This window comes from Thauera sp. 27, from assembly GCF_000310125.2.
In the GTDB taxonomy this organism is placed as follows: Bacteria; Pseudomonadota; Gammaproteobacteria; order Burkholderiales; family Rhodocyclaceae; genus Thauera; species Thauera mechernichensis.
The window spans coordinates 62,822-79,342 of the sequence record NZ_AMXB01000006.1 but is presented as its reverse complement, the minus strand read 5'-3'; the positions used below and the strand labels follow the sequence as shown (position 1 = coordinate 79,342).

General features: G+C 62.5%; 15 protein-coding genes. 10 read left to right on the top strand and 5 right to left on the bottom strand.

Annotated features, from left to right (window positions below; all coding sequences use genetic code 11):
• Positions 1–29: 29 nt before the first annotated feature.
• Positions 30–839 (bottom strand): FkbM family methyltransferase, encoded by an 810-nt coding sequence (locus B447_RS04535; protein WP_037982330.1) that lies wholly within the window; start codon positions 837–839, stop codon positions 30–32.
• A 222-nt stretch (positions 840–1,061) separates the two neighbouring features.
• Positions 1,062–3,371 carry a tetratricopeptide repeat protein gene (locus B447_RS04530; RefSeq protein WP_198291744.1) on the bottom strand — a complete coding sequence of 770 codons (2,310 nt, stop codon included), beginning with the start codon at positions 3,369–3,371 and terminating at the stop codon, positions 1,062–1,064.
• A gap of 374 nt (positions 3,372–3,745) precedes the next feature.
• On the opposite strand from B447_RS04530, the gene B447_RS04525 reads away from it, so the two are divergent.
• From B447_RS04525 to B447_RS04480, 10 genes are all read left to right on the top strand, one after another.
• Positions 3,746–4,405 (top strand): bactofilin family protein, encoded by a 660-nt coding sequence (locus B447_RS04525; RefSeq protein WP_002937059.1) that lies wholly within the window; start codon positions 3,746–3,748, stop codon positions 4,403–4,405.
• A gap of 52 nt (positions 4,406–4,457) precedes the next feature.
• On the top strand, positions 4,458–4,832 hold the full coding sequence (locus tag B447_RS04520; RefSeq protein ID WP_002937058.1) for a bactofilin family protein: 375 nt from the start codon (positions 4,458–4,460) through the stop codon (positions 4,830–4,832).
• Between the two features lie 66 nt (positions 4,833–4,898).
• Positions 4,899–5,285, top strand: coding sequence for a hypothetical protein (locus tag B447_RS04515; RefSeq protein WP_157384623.1), 387 nt, complete (start codon positions 4,899–4,901; stop codon positions 5,283–5,285).
• Entirely contained in the window at positions 5,282–6,784 is a 1,503-nt protein-coding gene (locus B447_RS22440; protein ID WP_002937054.1) for a CsgG/HfaB family protein, read from the top strand. Before B447_RS04515 ends, B447_RS22440 begins: the two co-directional genes overlap by 4 nt.
• 311 nt (positions 6,785–7,095) lie before the next feature.
• On the top strand, positions 7,096–7,854 hold the full coding sequence (locus B447_RS04505; protein ID WP_002937052.1) for a hypothetical protein: 759 nt from the start codon (positions 7,096–7,098) through the stop codon (positions 7,852–7,854).
• A 219-nt stretch (positions 7,855–8,073) separates the two neighbouring features.
• Complete coding sequence (locus B447_RS04500; protein ID WP_002937050.1) at positions 8,074–9,501, top strand: UbiA family prenyltransferase; 1,428 nt, start codon at positions 8,074–8,076, stop codon at positions 9,499–9,501.
• The gene (locus B447_RS04495) at positions 9,498–10,817 is read left to right on the top strand and encodes an FAD-binding oxidoreductase (RefSeq protein ID WP_002937046.1); all 1,320 of its coding nucleotides are present in this window, start codon (positions 9,498–9,500) and stop codon (positions 10,815–10,817) included. The genes B447_RS04500 and B447_RS04495 overlap by 4 nt, the downstream gene beginning before the upstream one ends.
• A complete protein-coding gene (locus B447_RS04490) occupies positions 10,814–11,554 on the top strand; it encodes an SDR family oxidoreductase (protein ID WP_002937044.1) in 741 nt (246 codons plus the stop codon). Before B447_RS04495 ends, B447_RS04490 begins: the two co-directional genes overlap by 4 nt.
• 39 nt (positions 11,555–11,593) lie before the next feature.
• Positions 11,594–13,198: a hypothetical protein gene (locus B447_RS04485; protein ID WP_157384621.1), complete on the top strand. Its 1,605-nt coding sequence runs from the start codon at positions 11,594–11,596 to the stop codon at positions 13,196–13,198.
• A 96-nt stretch (positions 13,199–13,294) separates the two neighbouring features.
• Positions 13,295–14,131, top strand: a complete 837-nt coding sequence (locus B447_RS04480; RefSeq protein WP_002937035.1) for an NAD-dependent epimerase/dehydratase family protein — start codon at positions 13,295–13,297, stop codon at positions 14,129–14,131.
• Between the two features lie 24 nt (positions 14,132–14,155).
• Here the strand turns inward: B447_RS04480 and tnpC are convergent, their stop codons facing one another.
• From tnpC to tnpA, 3 genes are read right to left on the bottom strand one after another with little or no spacing between them, the layout of a single operon-like run.
• The gene (gene tnpC / locus B447_RS04475) at positions 14,156–15,775 is read right to left on the bottom strand and encodes an IS66 family transposase (RefSeq protein WP_002937033.1); all 1,620 of its coding nucleotides are present in this window, start codon (positions 15,773–15,775) and stop codon (positions 14,156–14,158) included.
• A 29-nt stretch (positions 15,776–15,804) separates the two neighbouring features.
• Positions 15,805–16,164, bottom strand: coding sequence for an IS66 family insertion sequence element accessory protein TnpB (gene tnpB, locus B447_RS04470; protein ID WP_002937031.1), 360 nt, complete (start codon positions 16,162–16,164; stop codon positions 15,805–15,807).
• A complete protein-coding gene (gene tnpA / locus B447_RS04465) occupies positions 16,164–16,472 on the bottom strand; it encodes an IS66 family insertion sequence element accessory protein TnpA (protein WP_002937029.1) in 309 nt (102 codons plus the stop codon). Before tnpA ends, tnpB begins: the two co-directional genes overlap by 1 nt.
• Positions 16,473–16,521 lie beyond the last annotated feature (49 nt).

Genomic DNA, 16,521 nt, shown 5'->3' with positions numbered 1-16,521 from the left:
CCATCAGACTACCCTGGCGCTCATGAAAATCATACGCACAGATCCTCGGTCGGCCAGAACCCTTCAGCGCGCTCAACGCGGCGCATGATCGCGTCCGCACGCCGGCCGCGCACGAACAAGCCCTTGTCGCTCAGCCCAGCGGGGCGGAGCAAGCGACGCTCGAACGGGTCGTAGTCCGCGGGCTCGAACCCGTGGCGCTCGAGCAATGCGCAGACACGGTGCCAGCGTGGCGCCAGGCCCCGACACCCGCGCCCCGTGCCAACGATCACGGCATCCAGCCCGGGCCGCTGCAAGGTCAGCTGCGCGCCTCGCAGGACCTCGAGCTCATCGCCACAGACGTCCACCTTGAGCACCTGCGCCACGTCATCGCCCAAGGCCTCGTCGAGCCGCTGCAGGCGGACCACGCCTTCCCCCTCTGCGCACGGATCCGCCCGCAGCCTGCCACCCGCGGCCGCGGGAAAGTAGCCCCGGCCGCTGGCGTCCGAGACCCCGATCCGCCTGCACTTGACAAGCCCCGCGAGTTCATTGAAAGCCACGTTACGCATCAGCGCCGCCGCCGCCGCCTCCGCTGGCTCGAACGCCGTCACCCTGGCCGCGGTGACAGCGGCCGCAAGCACCGTGTAACTGCCCACCCCGGCACCGACATCGACGAAATGCTCCGCTGAGCGCAGGTAATGCGCCACGAAGCTCATTGCCGCGAAATCCTTGAGCACGAGCAGGCGCAAACCTGCAGCCTCGCGGCTGCGCCGCTCGCAGAACAGCCAGGTGTCGTTGGCAAACGGGAGTGGAAGTGGAATGGCGCCGACGGCCAACCTGCATGTGACCCAGTGCGCGAACATTCGCGCCATCGCACCCGGGAGATCAGCGCGATTGACGGGATGCCTCCAAACGCGCAAGAGCATGCAAGTCTCCGTTCCACACGATGCCGCGAGTGCTCGTCGCAGCGCCTCGCGACGGCGGGCTCATCACGCCCGCCGTGTTCTTCTGTTTGTATAGTATTACTTTACACTACATTACTTACTTTTATACATGAGGGGCGTTGCCCCGTGCAACACGATCGACTACGCCTTACGACGTGTCGCCGTTGAATACATCTGCGCAATGGCATCACCGAAATGAGCCGCGAAGCGCTTCGTATTGAAAAGCGGCCCGTCACGCAGCCGTTCCCTCAAGCCCGCCCTTATCGACTCGAGCGCGCTGATGTCCGATGCGAACTTGACCGCTTTCCGCACGTAATCATCCTCGTTCTCGGCGATCCACTCCGGCAGCCCAGCATTGTGAGCGATTGACTCACCAAGGTGCGACAGAAACCGCTCACCCTTGAGCGTAAGAATGGGCACCCCCATCCACAGCGCATCGACCGAGGTCGTACCGCCAGGGTAGGGAAAGGTGTCCAGGACCATGTCGACACGATTGTATGCCGCGTAATAGCCAAGCGAGGGACTTCGTCCTTCGAGGATCAAGCGCTCCGGCGCAACCCCATGGCTGCGGAACCTCGCCGTGACGTCCTTGACAACCTGCGGGTCATCAAGTTGATGACATTTAAGGAACAGCCTAGCGCCAGGAATCTGATTCAGGATGCCGGCCCATAGCCGCAGGACCCTCGGCCCGGCCTTCGTCATGTTGCCGAAACAGCCGAAAGTCACGACCCCGTTCGCGCGCGCGGGGAGCGCGCCGACGGCCGGCGCGTGACCAGGCGGCTCGCGACAGAGCCAGGTCTCGGGCAGCCGCCACAAGGTCTCGGTAAAATGATCCGCTTCGCACTCGGGGGCCACATGGGGGTCACCGATGAAGAAATCCATCTCGGGCACACCGGTGCTCGCAAAATAGCCCAGCCATGAGGCCTGCACAGGAGCCGGCTTGTAGGCGAACACGGGCAGGCGGTTCTTAGCGGAATGCCCGGAAAGATCGATCAGAACGTGAATGCCACGCTGTTGAATTATACGCGCAGCTTCAAGGTCGTCCATGCCGAGCAATGACGTCCAGTCGGCAAAATACGGCCTGATACGCACCGTCAAGTCGTCGCCCTTGCTCGCCATGGAAAACGCATGGAGTTCGAAACGCGCAGGATCGAGGTGCTTGATCAAACCCTCGGAGAAGTAGCCGACGGGATGGTTATTGAAGTCACCCGATACAAGGCCAACCCGCAGCCGCTTCGTGCCGATCGTCACCCAGTTAGTAAACTTTGGTTGCGCACGCGTGCTGACAATTTCCCCGTACCGCTTGGCCTCATCGAGCAACTCGATCGCCGGTGATGATTCATAATAATTTAGACTGAACAATAGGTTGCTGCGAGCCTCGACGAAGGTCGGCCTCAAGGATATGGCCTTGCGAACGCTCTCCGCACCGGCGCTGAGCTGTCCGAGCCGCTCGAGGACGCCACCCAAATTCATGTGGCATTCGGCACGATCGGGCGCAAGGCGTATCGCTTCGCGAAAAGCCGCCTCGGCAGCCTTTAGCTGCCCAAGGTCCTTAAGCACATTGCCAAGGTTGTTGTGCGCCTCGACCAAGCCGGGTTTGAGCCTAATCGCCTCACGCAGACTGCCTTCGGCATCTTTCAGCCTACCCCACTCCTTCAGCACCACACCCAGGTTGCAATGCGCTTCCGCGTAGTTGCGATCGATGCTGATCGCCTCTCTAAGACACTCCTCGGCGCGCTCGAGGTCGCCAGCACGCTTGAACGCATTGCCCAGACCGTTATGCGCGGCCGCTACCTTTGGGCTCACACGCACCGCCTCTCGGTAACTCGCCTCGGCTACATCGAAGCGGCCGAGACGCTCCAGCATGATACCAAGGTTGCAGTGTGCCTCGGCGTAGGCAGGCCTGAGCCTGATCGCAGCCTGAAAGCTCGCCAACGCAGGCTGGAATTCCCCCCGCTTCGCAAGCACCTCGCCCAGCCTGCAGTGGGCCTCAGCAGCGTCGGGTTTCAGTCGAATCGCCTCGTGGAAACACGCCTCTGCCTCCAACCAGCGTCCAAGCTTGCAAAGGAGGTCGCTAAGATGCAGGTGCGCCACGACGTGCTCGGGCCTGAGGCGTATCGCCTCCCGATAGCTCGCCTCCGCAGCCTCCAGTTCCCCCAGGTCCATCTGGGTCTTGGCGAGATTGCTGTGTGCTTCGGGATCCCCAGGCGCGAGACGTGTCGCCCGCTTCATCGGCTCGAGTGACGCGCGGACCTGCCCGCGCAGCCTGCGCACCCCACCGAGCGCCTTCCAGCCGAAAGGATGATTGGGGTGTCTGCGCGTTAGCGCAACGGCGTGGCGCTCCGCGGCCTCCAGCTGCCCCCCGGAAAACAGGCGAATGACCTCGTTGATCTCATCCTGCGTCGGCACTTGCGGCTGCATGATCGCGCCACCGCTGTCGCCCACTGCCACGCGCTCGAACTGCGACCGAGTGCCCTTGCTCTTCCTCGCCCTTACCATCACCACTCCTTGAGCCTGCGACCGCAGCCTCGCGGACCACCATTGGGTCCGAAATTAACCAACAGGCTACAAACCTGCCCAAGAAAAAAAGCATGCGCCGTTCGGGACTCCGCATAGTGCTCGGCGCCGCTTCAAGCGGCGGGAACACCGACAGCTTCCTCACATCTAGCGAAAGGTACAGTTCGATTTTATGGTATCTTTACCTATACTACCATCGGTAAGTGCGGGATGGGCGTTGCCTTGTCGGATGCGACTCCGCGCGCACGGTCATACACACCGGGTACCGCGTGCCAATACGACGAGCAAAAGACCAAACGGAAGGCATCATGAAAGCCAGACGGGCAAATTACGACGACGAACTACATGGCCAGGCGAAGGCGCGCTCGACAGAGCCGATCGAAGAACGAACACAGAGCTTCGCCCCATCGGCCACACCGCTACGCGACGATGCGCAAATACCCCAAGGCCCACCGTCTCAGTATGCACCCGCCAACGAGGCGCTCGCCTTCGGCTGCGTGGTCGTCGGCCGGGACACGCAGGTGTCCGGCACCCTCCAGGTCCCCGGCACCCTTCGCGTCGAAGGCCGCATGGCAGGCAGGGTGGAGGCCGACGAGGTCATCATCCTCAGCGGGGGCACCATCAGCGGCGAGATCACCTGTGGTCACGCAGTCATCTTCGGTACGTTCAGGGGCGATCTTGATTGCACCGAGGAGCTCGTGGTCATGCGGGATGCGGTGGTCGAGGGCGACCTGCGCTACTACAAGCTCGTGCGCGCCGAGACGGGCGCGCGTCTGAACTGCACGCTCAACTATTGCGAAGAACCCGCCCCCATCCACAACATGGCGCCCGCAATGGACAGGATCACGCCCAACTTCGACAACCTCCCGCCCGGGCTCGAGAAGGAAGACCACGAGCTCGCGAAGGAAGTATTACCCTTGCCGACAACGCTCATGTCACGTCTCTTCGGCTCGAGCAAACCGCATTGAGCTCACACCCCACACCGTCATCGACCGCAGCACTGAAGGAACAAGAACACCCATGACTCAATACCAGGACTGGGAGGCCGGCTCCCTGATCATCGGCGAAGGCGTACGCTTGAATGGCAAGATCGAGGCGCCAGGAACCGTGCTCGTCAATGGCGCGATCGACGGTGACATCTCGGCGCAGGACATCCGTATTGGCGCCTCCGGCAGAGTGAGCGGCAGCCTGTCGGGGCAGAACATCGACCTCGCAGGCCAAGCGGGGCAGTCGATTGCAGCGGTCAAGCACCTGGTGATCCGCTCGGGCGCGACGGTGACCGGCAACATCAAGTACCAGACCATCGAGATCGAGAGTGGCGCGCGTATCGAAGGCAGCCTGGAGAGCAACGACCGCGTGGAACGCCCCAAGGCATCCAACCTGATGCGGGGCTGAAACCAACGCTGGATGCCATCGGCAGACGCCATCGAGACATCCCTTCAATTCGACGCATACGCCCAGATGTCAAGACTCATCGTCCTCAGCCTCGCATTGCTTGCCGCACACGCCCAGGCTCAGACCCCCTCGGTCGGCTGGAGTAACAGTTACGCCTTTCCCGGCGTCTCACGGCACCAGACAAACATGAACCAGGCCGACATGATCGAGAAGAAAGAGTCTGGCTACTATGACAATATCGGACGTAATACCACCTATAACAACGTCAACACGTTCAACACCAACACCATCGGCTCGATGACCGAGGCCACCGTCACCATTACCGGTGACGCGAACACCGTATCGACCTTCTCGACCAACGCGGGTGGCCAGGACGGCTCGATCAGCGTACAAGAGATCGGGCTCAACCACTCCAGTTGGTCGAGCACCAAGGCCTACGGAGCGGCCGATTGACCTTAGCCGCACTGTGGGTGGGCGGTGCCCGTCTGCTAACCGCCATAGGCCTGCTCGCCGCTGTGCAGGGCTGTGGCACGGTCGGCGTGCCGACGGTCGTCCCCGAGCGTGACGAGCCGCTCTTCAGCGGCCCGCCGATCACCGACATCGTCACCCCCTACGACAACGCCCTGAGCTGCCTGCGCGGCCGCATCAACACCGAGGTGTTGCGCTTCTCGGTGGGCTCCATCCTCGACGCCACCGGCAAGGAGCAGCTCGCCGACGGCGGCACCGCCAAGTTCGTCACCCAGGGCGCCGGCGACATCGTACAGTCGGCGCTGTTTCAGGCCGGTGTTGTCCTGGTGAACCGGCGCGACCCGCGCATCATGGAGGCGGAGGCCAAGTGGGGCATCCGCGACACCAAGAGCCAGATCGCCAGCACCTTCTACATCACCGGCAGCATCAACAGCCTCGACTTCCTGCCCGGCAGCGGCTTCGAGACGCAGATCGCCGGCCTGGGGCCGCGCTACCGCCAGCACCGCATCCTCATCGGGCTCGACCTCTCGCTTACCGAGACCCGCACCGGTCGCGTGCTCGCCAACGTGCCGCTGCAAAAGCAGCTCGTCGCCACAGAGGCGGGCTTCGGCATCGGTCGCTTCTTCGGCAACACGCTGGTCAGCGTGGACCTCGGCAACAACCAGCGCGAGGCAGTGCACTTTGCCCTGCGCCAGATGCTCAACCTGGCCACCTTCGAGCTGCTCACGCAAATGATGAAGCCCGAGGAGTTCAAGGACTGCTACGCCCTGGTCGAGGCCGTGCAAGGGGTCAGCACCAACACCCCGAGCAGCCAGCGCGTAAACGCCTACCGCGCCAACCTGGCGCGCGCCGCGGCCGCGGCAGCGGTGGCGGCCGGTGCGCCTGCGGTCGCAGCGAGCCCCCCCGAGGCGGAGAGCGCCGCGGGGGACGGCGCCACCGTGCAGCCCAACGGTGACGACGGCCGCTCGGGCACTGGCGCAACAGCGCCCACCGCACCCGCTGCGGACAACGGCGGCCTGGCCCCTGCGGCGGAGGCCGACAGCAGCTACTTTGCCGACGAGCAGTCTTCACCATCGGCCGCCGCCCTGCAGGTACTGGAACTGCGCCGCAGCGGCGCCAACGCAGGCAACGGCGCGTCCAGCGGCGAGTTGGGCGCTGCGAACCTGGCGCAGCGCTCGATCGATCCCGCGTGCCGTCCCGCCCGCGACGGCGAGGCCCCACGCATCACCCCCCTGTTCGCACGGGCACCTGCAAACAAACTGCGCGTCACCAGCCCGCGCGCCGGTACGCTGTGCGTGAGCGACGGCAGCGGGCGCGACCGCGCGGTCGCGCTGCGCGCGGGCGAGGCCGTGGAGCTCGACGGCCTCGCTCCGTGGCATCTTTACATGCCCGGCATACGTGCGCTGGAGCTCAATTACCAAGGTAACGCCCTACCGATACCATCCTTCGTAAACGATCGAATGGAACTGCTCGAGCGCAGATGATCTCTCGCGCGGTCGCCGCGCACCTGCCGAATCACGGCCCGATAACGGTTGGTACGCCAGGCCCCACCAAGCATTCACCGGGCAGTGATGGCGCGACGAGACCGCAGCGAAAATTTACTTACTTGCTCCAAATCAATATTTACCTTTTTAATTGTTTACCTGTACCATCCGACACGCGTGGTGTCGTGCGCGGTCGTGACTCGGTATCCCAGCCCGCTTGCGCACCAACTCGAGAATGGCCCTGTTCGCCAAGCATCACCCTGAACGTCCTCCGGGAACAGGCCGGCGGTCAACCCTCTATGGAGTACATCATGAAATTCCAGAAAACCGCGATTGCGCTGGCAACGGGTATGGTTCTGACTGGCAGCGCTTTTGCTCAGGCGGTAATTCAGGTGCCGAACATCAGCGGCCCCTTCTTCAGTGACATGTCGGGCGCAACGAGCTTCTCGGACATTGCCGCCGCGATCAGTGGCGTCTCTGGCGGGCCGAACGTCAGCGCACTTGCCGCGTCGATCAACGAAGCGGGCGTGTATGGCGCCATCACCATCGAAGGCGCCACGATCTCGTTCAGCGCCATCGAGAACGTGAACGCCACCGCCAACGCGACCTCGAGCAACATCGAGTCCGCCACCGCGACCGCCAAGGCGATCAACGGCAACAGCCTGTCGACCACCGTCATCGGTGTGATGAACACCGCCGACCTCGAGAACCGGGTGAAGGACAACCTCACCACCGACTTCGCCGCCCAAGGCATCGAACTCGGCGGCTTCTCCTCCGGCGGTGACTTCTCTGATCTCGCAGCGCTCGGTGACGTGACGACCCAACTCGGCGGCGTTGAGATGGTGAGCGCTTCGGTCAACGCGGGCAACATCGCCGGCAACATCGCCATCGTGGCCTCGAACAACACCCCGACCTGGTTCTTGAGCGAGGCGGCTGTCGCCTCGGTCAACCTGACCAACCTCGAGGCCTCCACCACCGTGATCGGCGCGATGAACACCACCAACGCGATCTCCGAGGTCATGCGTGACGTGAACCTGAAGACGGCTATTCAGGTGGTCAACGGGAATTAACTCCCCTTGACCGCTCGCAGCTTATCCCCGGCCCCCCTTCGCGGGAGGCCGGGCCAGGTTGCGAGCGCGATCACCGCGCCTCGCCGTCTGGACGAAGGCTGATCAGGGTAACGGCTTCACGGTCGGTCTTCGTCCGCTTCACCCGTCTCGAAGTGCCTGCGCGCCGCACGCTGCCGCTTGCGCTTACGCGAGAACACTTCGGCTCCGAGAAAGAGTGCCTTGGAACACGTCGCCCCCCTCGTCGTCGATCTTGACGGCACGCTGCTACGCTCCGACCTGCTCCTCGAGACAGGGCTGCTGTTCGTGCGTGACCAGCCCCTGCGCGTGCTCTCGCCGCTCTTCTGGCTGGCGGGTGGCAAGGCGGCGCTCAAGCACCAACTCGCCCACGCAACCGACCTCGATGTAACCCGACTGCCCTACGATCCGGCGGTGATTGCGCTCATCACCCGCGAGCGCGCGGCGGGGCGCAGGATCGTGCTGGCGACGGCGAGCCACCACCGCCTTGCGGAACGGGTGGCCGCCCACCTCAGGCTATTCGATGACGTGATTGCCAGCGACGGCAGCCGCAATCTCTCCGCACATGTGAAGCGCGACGCCTTGGTCGACGCGTATGGCGAAGGCGGCTTTGATTACGCAGGTAATGCGCGCGACGATCTGCCTGTATGGCAAGCCGCGCGCCGTGCCCACGTCGTCAATGCACCCGCTGCGGTCAGGCGCCAGGCAGACGCCCTTGGCAATGTCACCGAGGTGATCAACTCGCCGGCGGGTGGGCTGCGTGACTGGGTCGCCGCGCTGCGGCTTCACCATTGGCTCAAAAACCTGCTCATCTTCGTGCCATTGCTGGTTTCGCACCAGATCGTGGCATGGCCCTCGGTGACTCATGCCATCGTCGCATTTGTCGCGTTTGGGCTGTGCGCGTCGAGCGTCTACATCCTCAACGACCTACTCGACCTGCGTGACGACCGCCACCACCCCCGCAAGCGCGAGCGCCCGTTCGCCGCCGGGCGCCTGTCGATCAAAGCAGGCTTGGTCGCGCTTTCGTTGTTGTTGCTGGTCGCCTTTGGCCTCGCGCTGCTGTACCTGCCCACAGCCTTCACGCTCGGGCTCGCCGGCTATTACGGGCTCACCCTGAGCTATTCACTGTGGCTCAAGCGCCACATGGTGATCGATGTGATCACCCTCGCCATCCTTTACACCCTGCGCATCATCCTAGGCACGCTCGCCCTGGATCTGCCGATGTCGTTCTGGTTGCTCGCCTTCTCGATGTTCATCTTTCTGAGCTTGGCGCTGATAAAGCGTTATGCCGAACTCTATCAGCTACGCGACCGTAGCCAGGGCACGAAGGCGCGCGGCCGCGGCTACTTCATCGATGACCTGCCGATGATCGCATCGCTGGGCGCCGCCGCGGGCTATATGGCCGTAATGGTGCTGGCCTTGTACATCAACGACGCTCACAGCGCTCAGCTTTACCAGCAGCCGGAGTTCTTCTGGCTCGCCTGCCCGCTGCTCCTTGTTTGGATGACCCGGCTATGGATGCTCGCATACCGGGGGCTGGTACATGAAGATCCCGTTATCTTTACGATCCGCGATAGGGTAAGCCAGGGGATTGCGTTGATTCTGGCATTGGTATTCTGGGCGGCGCTATGAGCAGCGCAAGTCTGCTGTCGTGGGGACAATTCCCGCGCTACCCACAGTCGCCTACCGTCTGCCACTGGCCTGGGGCGCTCGCCCCGGCGTTCGCAAAGCTCGCCGCCGCCCATGGCAGTACACTTGCCTATGGCGCCGGCCTGAGCTACGGCGACAGCTGCCTGGCTGCCAGCGACCACGTACTCCATACCCGCGCGCTCGATCGCTTCGTGGCCGCTGACTGGACAGCCGGAAAGGTCACCGCGGAGGCCGGCGTGAGCCTGGCGGATATCCTGCGCATCGCGGTACCGCGCGGATGGTTCTTGCCCGTCACCCCCGGAACAAAGTACGTGACCCTGGGAGGGGCCATCGCCAATGACGTCCATGGCAAGAATCACCACCGCCGTGGCACCTTTGGCTGTCATGTCCGCCGCTTGGGCTTGTTGCGCTCGGACCTCGGGCGCATCGAGTGCTCCCCGCACTCACACCCCGCGCACTTCATCGCTACCATCGGCGGCATGGGGCTGACCGGCATCATAGAGTGGGCCGAGCTCCAGCTCGTACCGATCCGCAGCAGCCGCATCGACGGCCTCACCCAGCGCTTCGGCAACCTGGATGAGTTCTTTAGCCTCTCGACCGAGCTCGATGAAGCGCACGAGTTCTGTGTGGCGTGGATCGACTGCCTGGCCAAGGGCAAGGCACGCGGTCGCGGCGTCTATATGGCCGGTGATTTCGCAGCGAAGGGCCCCTTGGCCGTCGAAACCAAGCGCAAAGTGACCGTCCCATTGACGCCGCCCTTCTCGTTGATCAACGGACTGTCCCTGCGCGCATTCAACGAAGTTTACTGGCACAAGGCCCCCGTCACGCGTCGGCGATCCAACACCGGCTACGACGCTTTCTTCTACCCGCTCGATGCACTACTGAACTGGAACCGTATCTATGGCCGCCAGGGCTTTCAGCAATATCAGGCGCTGATCCCCGAGCACGTCGCCCGTGACGGCATCAGCGCACTGCTGGAGGCGATCGCCGCCTCGGAAACTGGCTCTTTCCTCGCCGTCATCAAGCGCTGCGGCTCGGTAAACAGCCCGGGCCTACTCTCCTTTCCCAAGCCCGGCACCACGCTGGCATTGGACTTCCCTCACCAGCGCGACCTTGGCGAGACGCTCTTTCCCCGCCTCGACGCCATCGTGCGTGAGGCAGGCGGTCGGCTCTACCCCGCAAAGGACGCCCACATGACCGGCGACGACTTCCGCCGCGGCTACCCCGCATGGCAGCAGCTGGAGGCACTCCGTGACCCAGCCCTGCTTTCACGGTTCTGGCGAAGGGTGACCCAATGAAGCGCATCCTGATCATCGGCGCCACCTCCATCATCGCAACGGCTTGCGCCCGTCGCTGGGCGATGCACGGTGCGACCTTCTTTCTGGCCGGACGGTCCCCAGAAAAACTTGCCGCTCTTGCCAACGACCTCACGGTGCGCGGCGCGCGAGCGGTCACGAGTGCGCAGTTTCTGGCGCAAGACACAGCAGCACACCCCGCCCTGCTGGACGCAGCGCTCGATGCCTTGGGCGGCATCGATGTCGTGCTCGTCGCCCACGGCAGCCTTCCAGACCAGACCGCCTGCCAGGCGGACCCTGGCTGCGCAATGGAGGCATTCGAGATCAACGCGAGCTCGGTCATCGCCGTGCTCACCCTTCTGGCAAACCAGCTCGAACGCCAAGGCCACGGCGCACTCGCTGTCATTACCTCGGTCGCGGGCGACCGCGGCCGACCAAGCAACTACGTATACGGCAGTGCCAAGGCAGCGGTGTCCGTGTTCTGCGAAGGCTTGAGAGCCAGGCTGCACAAAGCAGGCGTGTCGCTGAGCGATATCCGCCCAGGCCTTGTCGACACACCAATGACGCAGGGCATGGCACTGCCGGCCGCACTGGTCGTACCCCCCGACGTCATCGCCAAGCGAATCGTAACCGGGATCGAGCGTAATGTTGACGTGGTTTACGCCCCTGCGTTCTGGTGGGCGATCATGCTGGTCATCCGGTACATTCCGGCCGCCATCTACAAGCGCCTTACGCTGTAGACGCTCCGTCAAGTCAAACAACATACCAAAATGCGCTTCTTGAACCTAGCGATCACGATCGGGTTGACCCCAGTCATCTTCCTGATGGGAACCCGGCTTCTCGACGCTTACGATGAAGGGATCATCGCAACCGGTGCAATGCTGGTCAGTCAAGGCTGGATTCCGCACATAGACTTCTACGCAAATTACGGCCCTGCAAGCTTCTACCTGCCCGCGGCGCTCGCGGCACTGGCCGGCGGCGACCAGTTCGGCGTGCGCTGGGCCGACGCGCTGCTGCGCGCAATCACGGTGGTCTATTTTGCAGTCTCCCTGAAACTGCTGATCGGCGATCAATACCTCCGCAAGCCCGCATTCTGGTTACCAACCATCTCCGTGTTGCTGCTCCTCGCGAGCGTGAGATTTCATGGCTACCCCCTGTTCGCCTGCATGGCGATATTTTTCCCAACTGCCGCCTACCTCATCAGGAACGCGGCGGGCGAGCTTCACGTTGAGACTCTTCTGATAAGCGGCCTCTTGTGCGGGCTCTGCGCCCTCTTCCGATACGACGTCGGCTTCTATCAGTATGTAGCCATTTTTATATATTACATTCATCTTACGCAGACAAAAGCCTATGCACTGAAGGATACCCTGAGCAAGCTGGCCATCTTCTCGGCTTCCGCTGCCCTTCTCCCGTTCGCCTGGCTGCTTTATCTGTACGCTTCAACCGAAAACGGCATCGGCTTGAGCAAATTCATATTTGACATCATCACGTGGCCGATCGAAAACTACGCAAAATTCCGCGGTCTGCCGCTACCTTTACTGAACAGCGTCAGTGTATTTGTCATCTATCTGCCGTTGATTGCTGCACTGCTCGTCATTGTGGACAGCATCAGAAATAAAAAGATATCAATATTCCAGACACTCCTTTTGGCTGCGACCTTGCTGTTTTACTTAAAAGGCTACGTCAGAATCAGCGCCAACCACATCCTCGCCTCATTGATTCCGGCCATCCTGATGCTCGCCTACGCTCACGTAAGCACCAAAGGATTTGTGCGGCATACATCTGGACTATTGCTGCTGATATTCCTCACCTCGACAATCAAGGTCGCGACTGTCAATTTGACATCCGGCATCACAATATTCGCCCATTTCAGAAAGAGCGTGGCAGGCTACTTCAATGAAGAATCGAACGACACCCTCTCGCCAAGGGCAAGCAGCAACCCACTCGCGCGGGCCAACGAACATTACCGGAGAATGGTCAACCAGACCTTTCTCCTGAATATGAACCGTTTGAACGCGATCACCTATCTGAGGCAACGGGTCTCCAGGGGGGACCGCTTCTACAGCGGACTACCTCAGCACCAGAAGATTTTCGTCAATGACGTAATGGCCTACTCCCTCCTTGGTGCGCTTCCTGTCGGCCGCTGGCACCACTTCGACCCCGGCCTGCAGAATACGCATGCGATCCAGGCGCAGATGATCTCTGACTTCAAGGAAAACACTCCACAGTACATTCTGCTCGACGCCACTTGGGAAAACCATATCGAGCAGAACGACAGCCGGCTGTTCTCCGGGGTGGATCTCCTTGACGAATACCTTAGAGCGAACTATGTCGTTGATGTCTCATTTGGCCCCATATTCATCATGAAGCTAAAGGCCCAATGAATCCGCTGCGCACCTGAACGCGCAACGAGATCGGCGATGACTTACCACCCTCTGGCGAGTATCAAACTGATGTAAGCGTGAGGAAAAAAGATAACCATGACGAGCAGCAAGATCATCCTTACCGGTGGCGCTGGGCTAGTAGGTCAAAACCTGGCGATCCGCCTTAAAAATAGCGGACATTCGGATATCGTCGTGATCGATAAGCATCGTCACAACCTCGATATCTTGCGCCGTACTTTGCCGGAAATCACCGCGATTCACGCTGACCTCGCAGAACCGGGCGCGTGGCAAGCGAGCTTTGCAGGTGCCAAAGCCGTGGTCATGCTGCAAGCGCAGATTGGCGGCACCGACTACAACCAGTTTGTCCGCAACAACATGGGCGCCACAAAGCGCGTGATTGACGCGATGAGATCCCACGACATCCGTCACCTCGTGCATGTCAGTTCGTCCGTCGTCCAATCCAGTTCAAACGATTTCTATACCGACACAAAGAAGGCCCAGGAAACACTGGTCATCGAGAGTGGTATTCCGTGTGCGGTGCTCCGACCGACACTGATGTTCGGGTGGTTCGATCGCAAGCACCTCGGCTGGCTGTCTCGTTTCATGAAGAGGGTTCCCGTATTTCCGATACCCGGAAACGGCAGTTATATAAGGCAACCACTTTACGTTGGCGACTTTTCAAAGATCATCATCAGCTGCATCGAGCAAAACATTACGAGCGGCATCTATGACATATCAGGACACGAGAAGATCGAATACATCGAGATGATACGAGCAATCAAACGCGCAACGGGTGCGCGCACGTTCATCTGTCGTATTCCATATCGTCTCTTTCACGGACTTCTGTGGCTTTGGGCTTGCTTCGACAAAAACCCACCATTCACCACGCAACAACTCGCCGCGCTTGTCGCCAGGGATGAGTTTGCAGTGTAAGCGGTAACCGAGCGGCGTTCTTGCCTACTTCGAGCGCGGGTGGAGATCGGATCGAAGCGGATTGGCCGCGAAGTGTTGCTTCCACAGCCTTGGGGTGAGTTGCGCGACATCGGCGGCAGGGTGCTGGCCGACGCGCTGGAGCACATCGACCAGATAGGCATAGGGGTCGATGTCGTGCAGGCGACAGGTGGCGATCAGGCTCTGCGCGATCCCCACGTATTTCGCGCCGACCTCGGTCCAGCAGAAGAGCCAGTTGCGGCGGCCCATCGGCACTACGCGTAGCGCCCGCTCGAGGTGGTTGGTGTCGATCGGCACCTCGGGGTCGGCGAGGTAGACCTCGAGGGCGGCCCGGCGCTCACGCACGTAGGCCAGGGCAGTGGTCAGCGGTGAGCTCGGCAGTAGCCCCTGGGATTCGAACTGGGCGTCGACCCAGTCGAAGAACCGGTCGACCATCGGCTTGGCCTGGGCGAGCCGGTATGCGCGGCGTGCCTCGCCGATGAGTTGTGCCTCACGGATGTGCTGCTCTACCGCGTAGAGCTGGCCGATCATCTCCAATGCCTGCGTCGCCCGTTCGGGCTCGATCGACTGGGCCTCGAAGAATTTTCTTCTCGAGTGCGCCCAGCATTGCGCGCGCGTGAGCCCGCATTTTTGTGCGTAACGTTCGTAGGCCGCGTAGCCGTCGGTGAGCAGCACCGCCCCCTCGGGCGGTGGGTCGGTCCCCAGGGTCTGCGCAATGTGTTTGCCACTACGCCCCTCGTGATAGGCGAAGCAGATTTCGTCGCGCTCGCCATACACCGGCCAGAAGTAGCCGCCCTTCATCTTCCCCGGGCCGGCGCGCCCGGCCTTGATCGGGGTCTCGTCCATCGCCTTGATGCGACTTGCGCGGATCGAGTCGAGCTGGGCCGTAAAGACCGGCTCGAGCAGCGCGAGCGCCGCGTGGGTGAGCTGCGTGAGCCACGGGCGCGAGACCCGGATGCCGTTGTCCCCGAGCCGCTGATGCTGGCGGTACAGCGGCTGGTGGTAGCAGAACTTGTCGGTGATGAGCCCGGCGATGAAGCTCACGTCGGCGCGGCTACCGTCGATCACCCCGGCGGGGGCCGCCGGGCAGTGGATCGTCTGCGTGTCGCGGCGCTTGATGACCGGGCGTACGTACTTGAGGATCACGTAGCTGCCCGGGCGCTGCGCCAGGCGATGGCTCACCTTCTCGCCGATCACCTCGAACTGTTCGGCGGTGAGGCCCTCGGTCTCGGGGTTGGCGAGCGTGATCGTCTCGACCGGGACGCGCGTCTCGTCGAAGAACAGCGCCGAGTCGTCCTTGCTCTGGGTGAAGTCGGTGCGCGACGCACGACGGGTGTGTCCCGCCACGGTCTTGCCGGGGACATCGGGCTGTGTGTCGGGGATCGGCAACTCGCCCAGATACATCTGCGTGGTGTCGGGTGACACCACGCGCTTCTCGCTCTTCTGGCCAAAGAGCTGGCGGCGGAACCACTCAAGCTGATGCTTGAGTGCCGCAAACTCGAGCCGCATCGCATCCATGTCGCGCTGCAAGGCGACGTTCGCCTGCGCCATCTCGACGATGCGCTCGGGCGCCCACTGGGCGGCCTCGGCAAGGGTCGGAACGGGGGTGCAGTGCGGCGCGGGCATGGCGCGTATTTTACCGCAGAACCCAGCATTCATGCGGGTTGCACGGCGTTTGCGGGCAGTTGGAAACGGCGCTTGGTGCGGGCCGGCTCGATGCCTTCGAGCAAGAGTTTGAGCCCGGTCCAGTCCATCTGGCGCGTGCGGACCTGCGCCCAGTTCGACACGAAGCGCCCCTGCTCGAGACGCTTGGCCCACACGCAGAATCCGGTGCGATCCCAGTACAGCACCTTCATCTGCGTGCCGCGTCGGTTGATGAACACGAACAGCTCGCCCGACAGCGGATCGCAGCCGAGCGCCTGGCGTGTGAGCGCGTACAGGCCGTCGAAGGATTTGCGCATGTCGACCGGGCGGCCATAGACATGGACCCGGACCGCGCCTTCGGGGAAGAACATCAGCCGCGCGACAGGTGAAGGATCACGCCGTCGCCCAGGTCGAGCCGCAGTTCGAGGCGACCCGTGCCGCCGAGTTTGAGCGTGCCGGCGTCGACGAAGCCAGTGGCCTCCATCGCCAGCGCGGCAGGCTGCGTACTCGGCTCGCCCAGCAGGCTACGCCAGCGCCGGAAGCTCGACTCGCTGAGCCCCTCGCGGGCGCAGAACGGCTCGATCCCCAGGCCGCTCGCGGCAAACCGCGCAAAGACGGTTTCCCACTCCTGGCGGCTACGCCGCCGCCACTTGTTGTTGGTCGCTGTCGCCCTGGTCACTGCCGGCTCCTCCCTGATGAATGTGGGAGGGATTGTTCCGCGTGGGCGC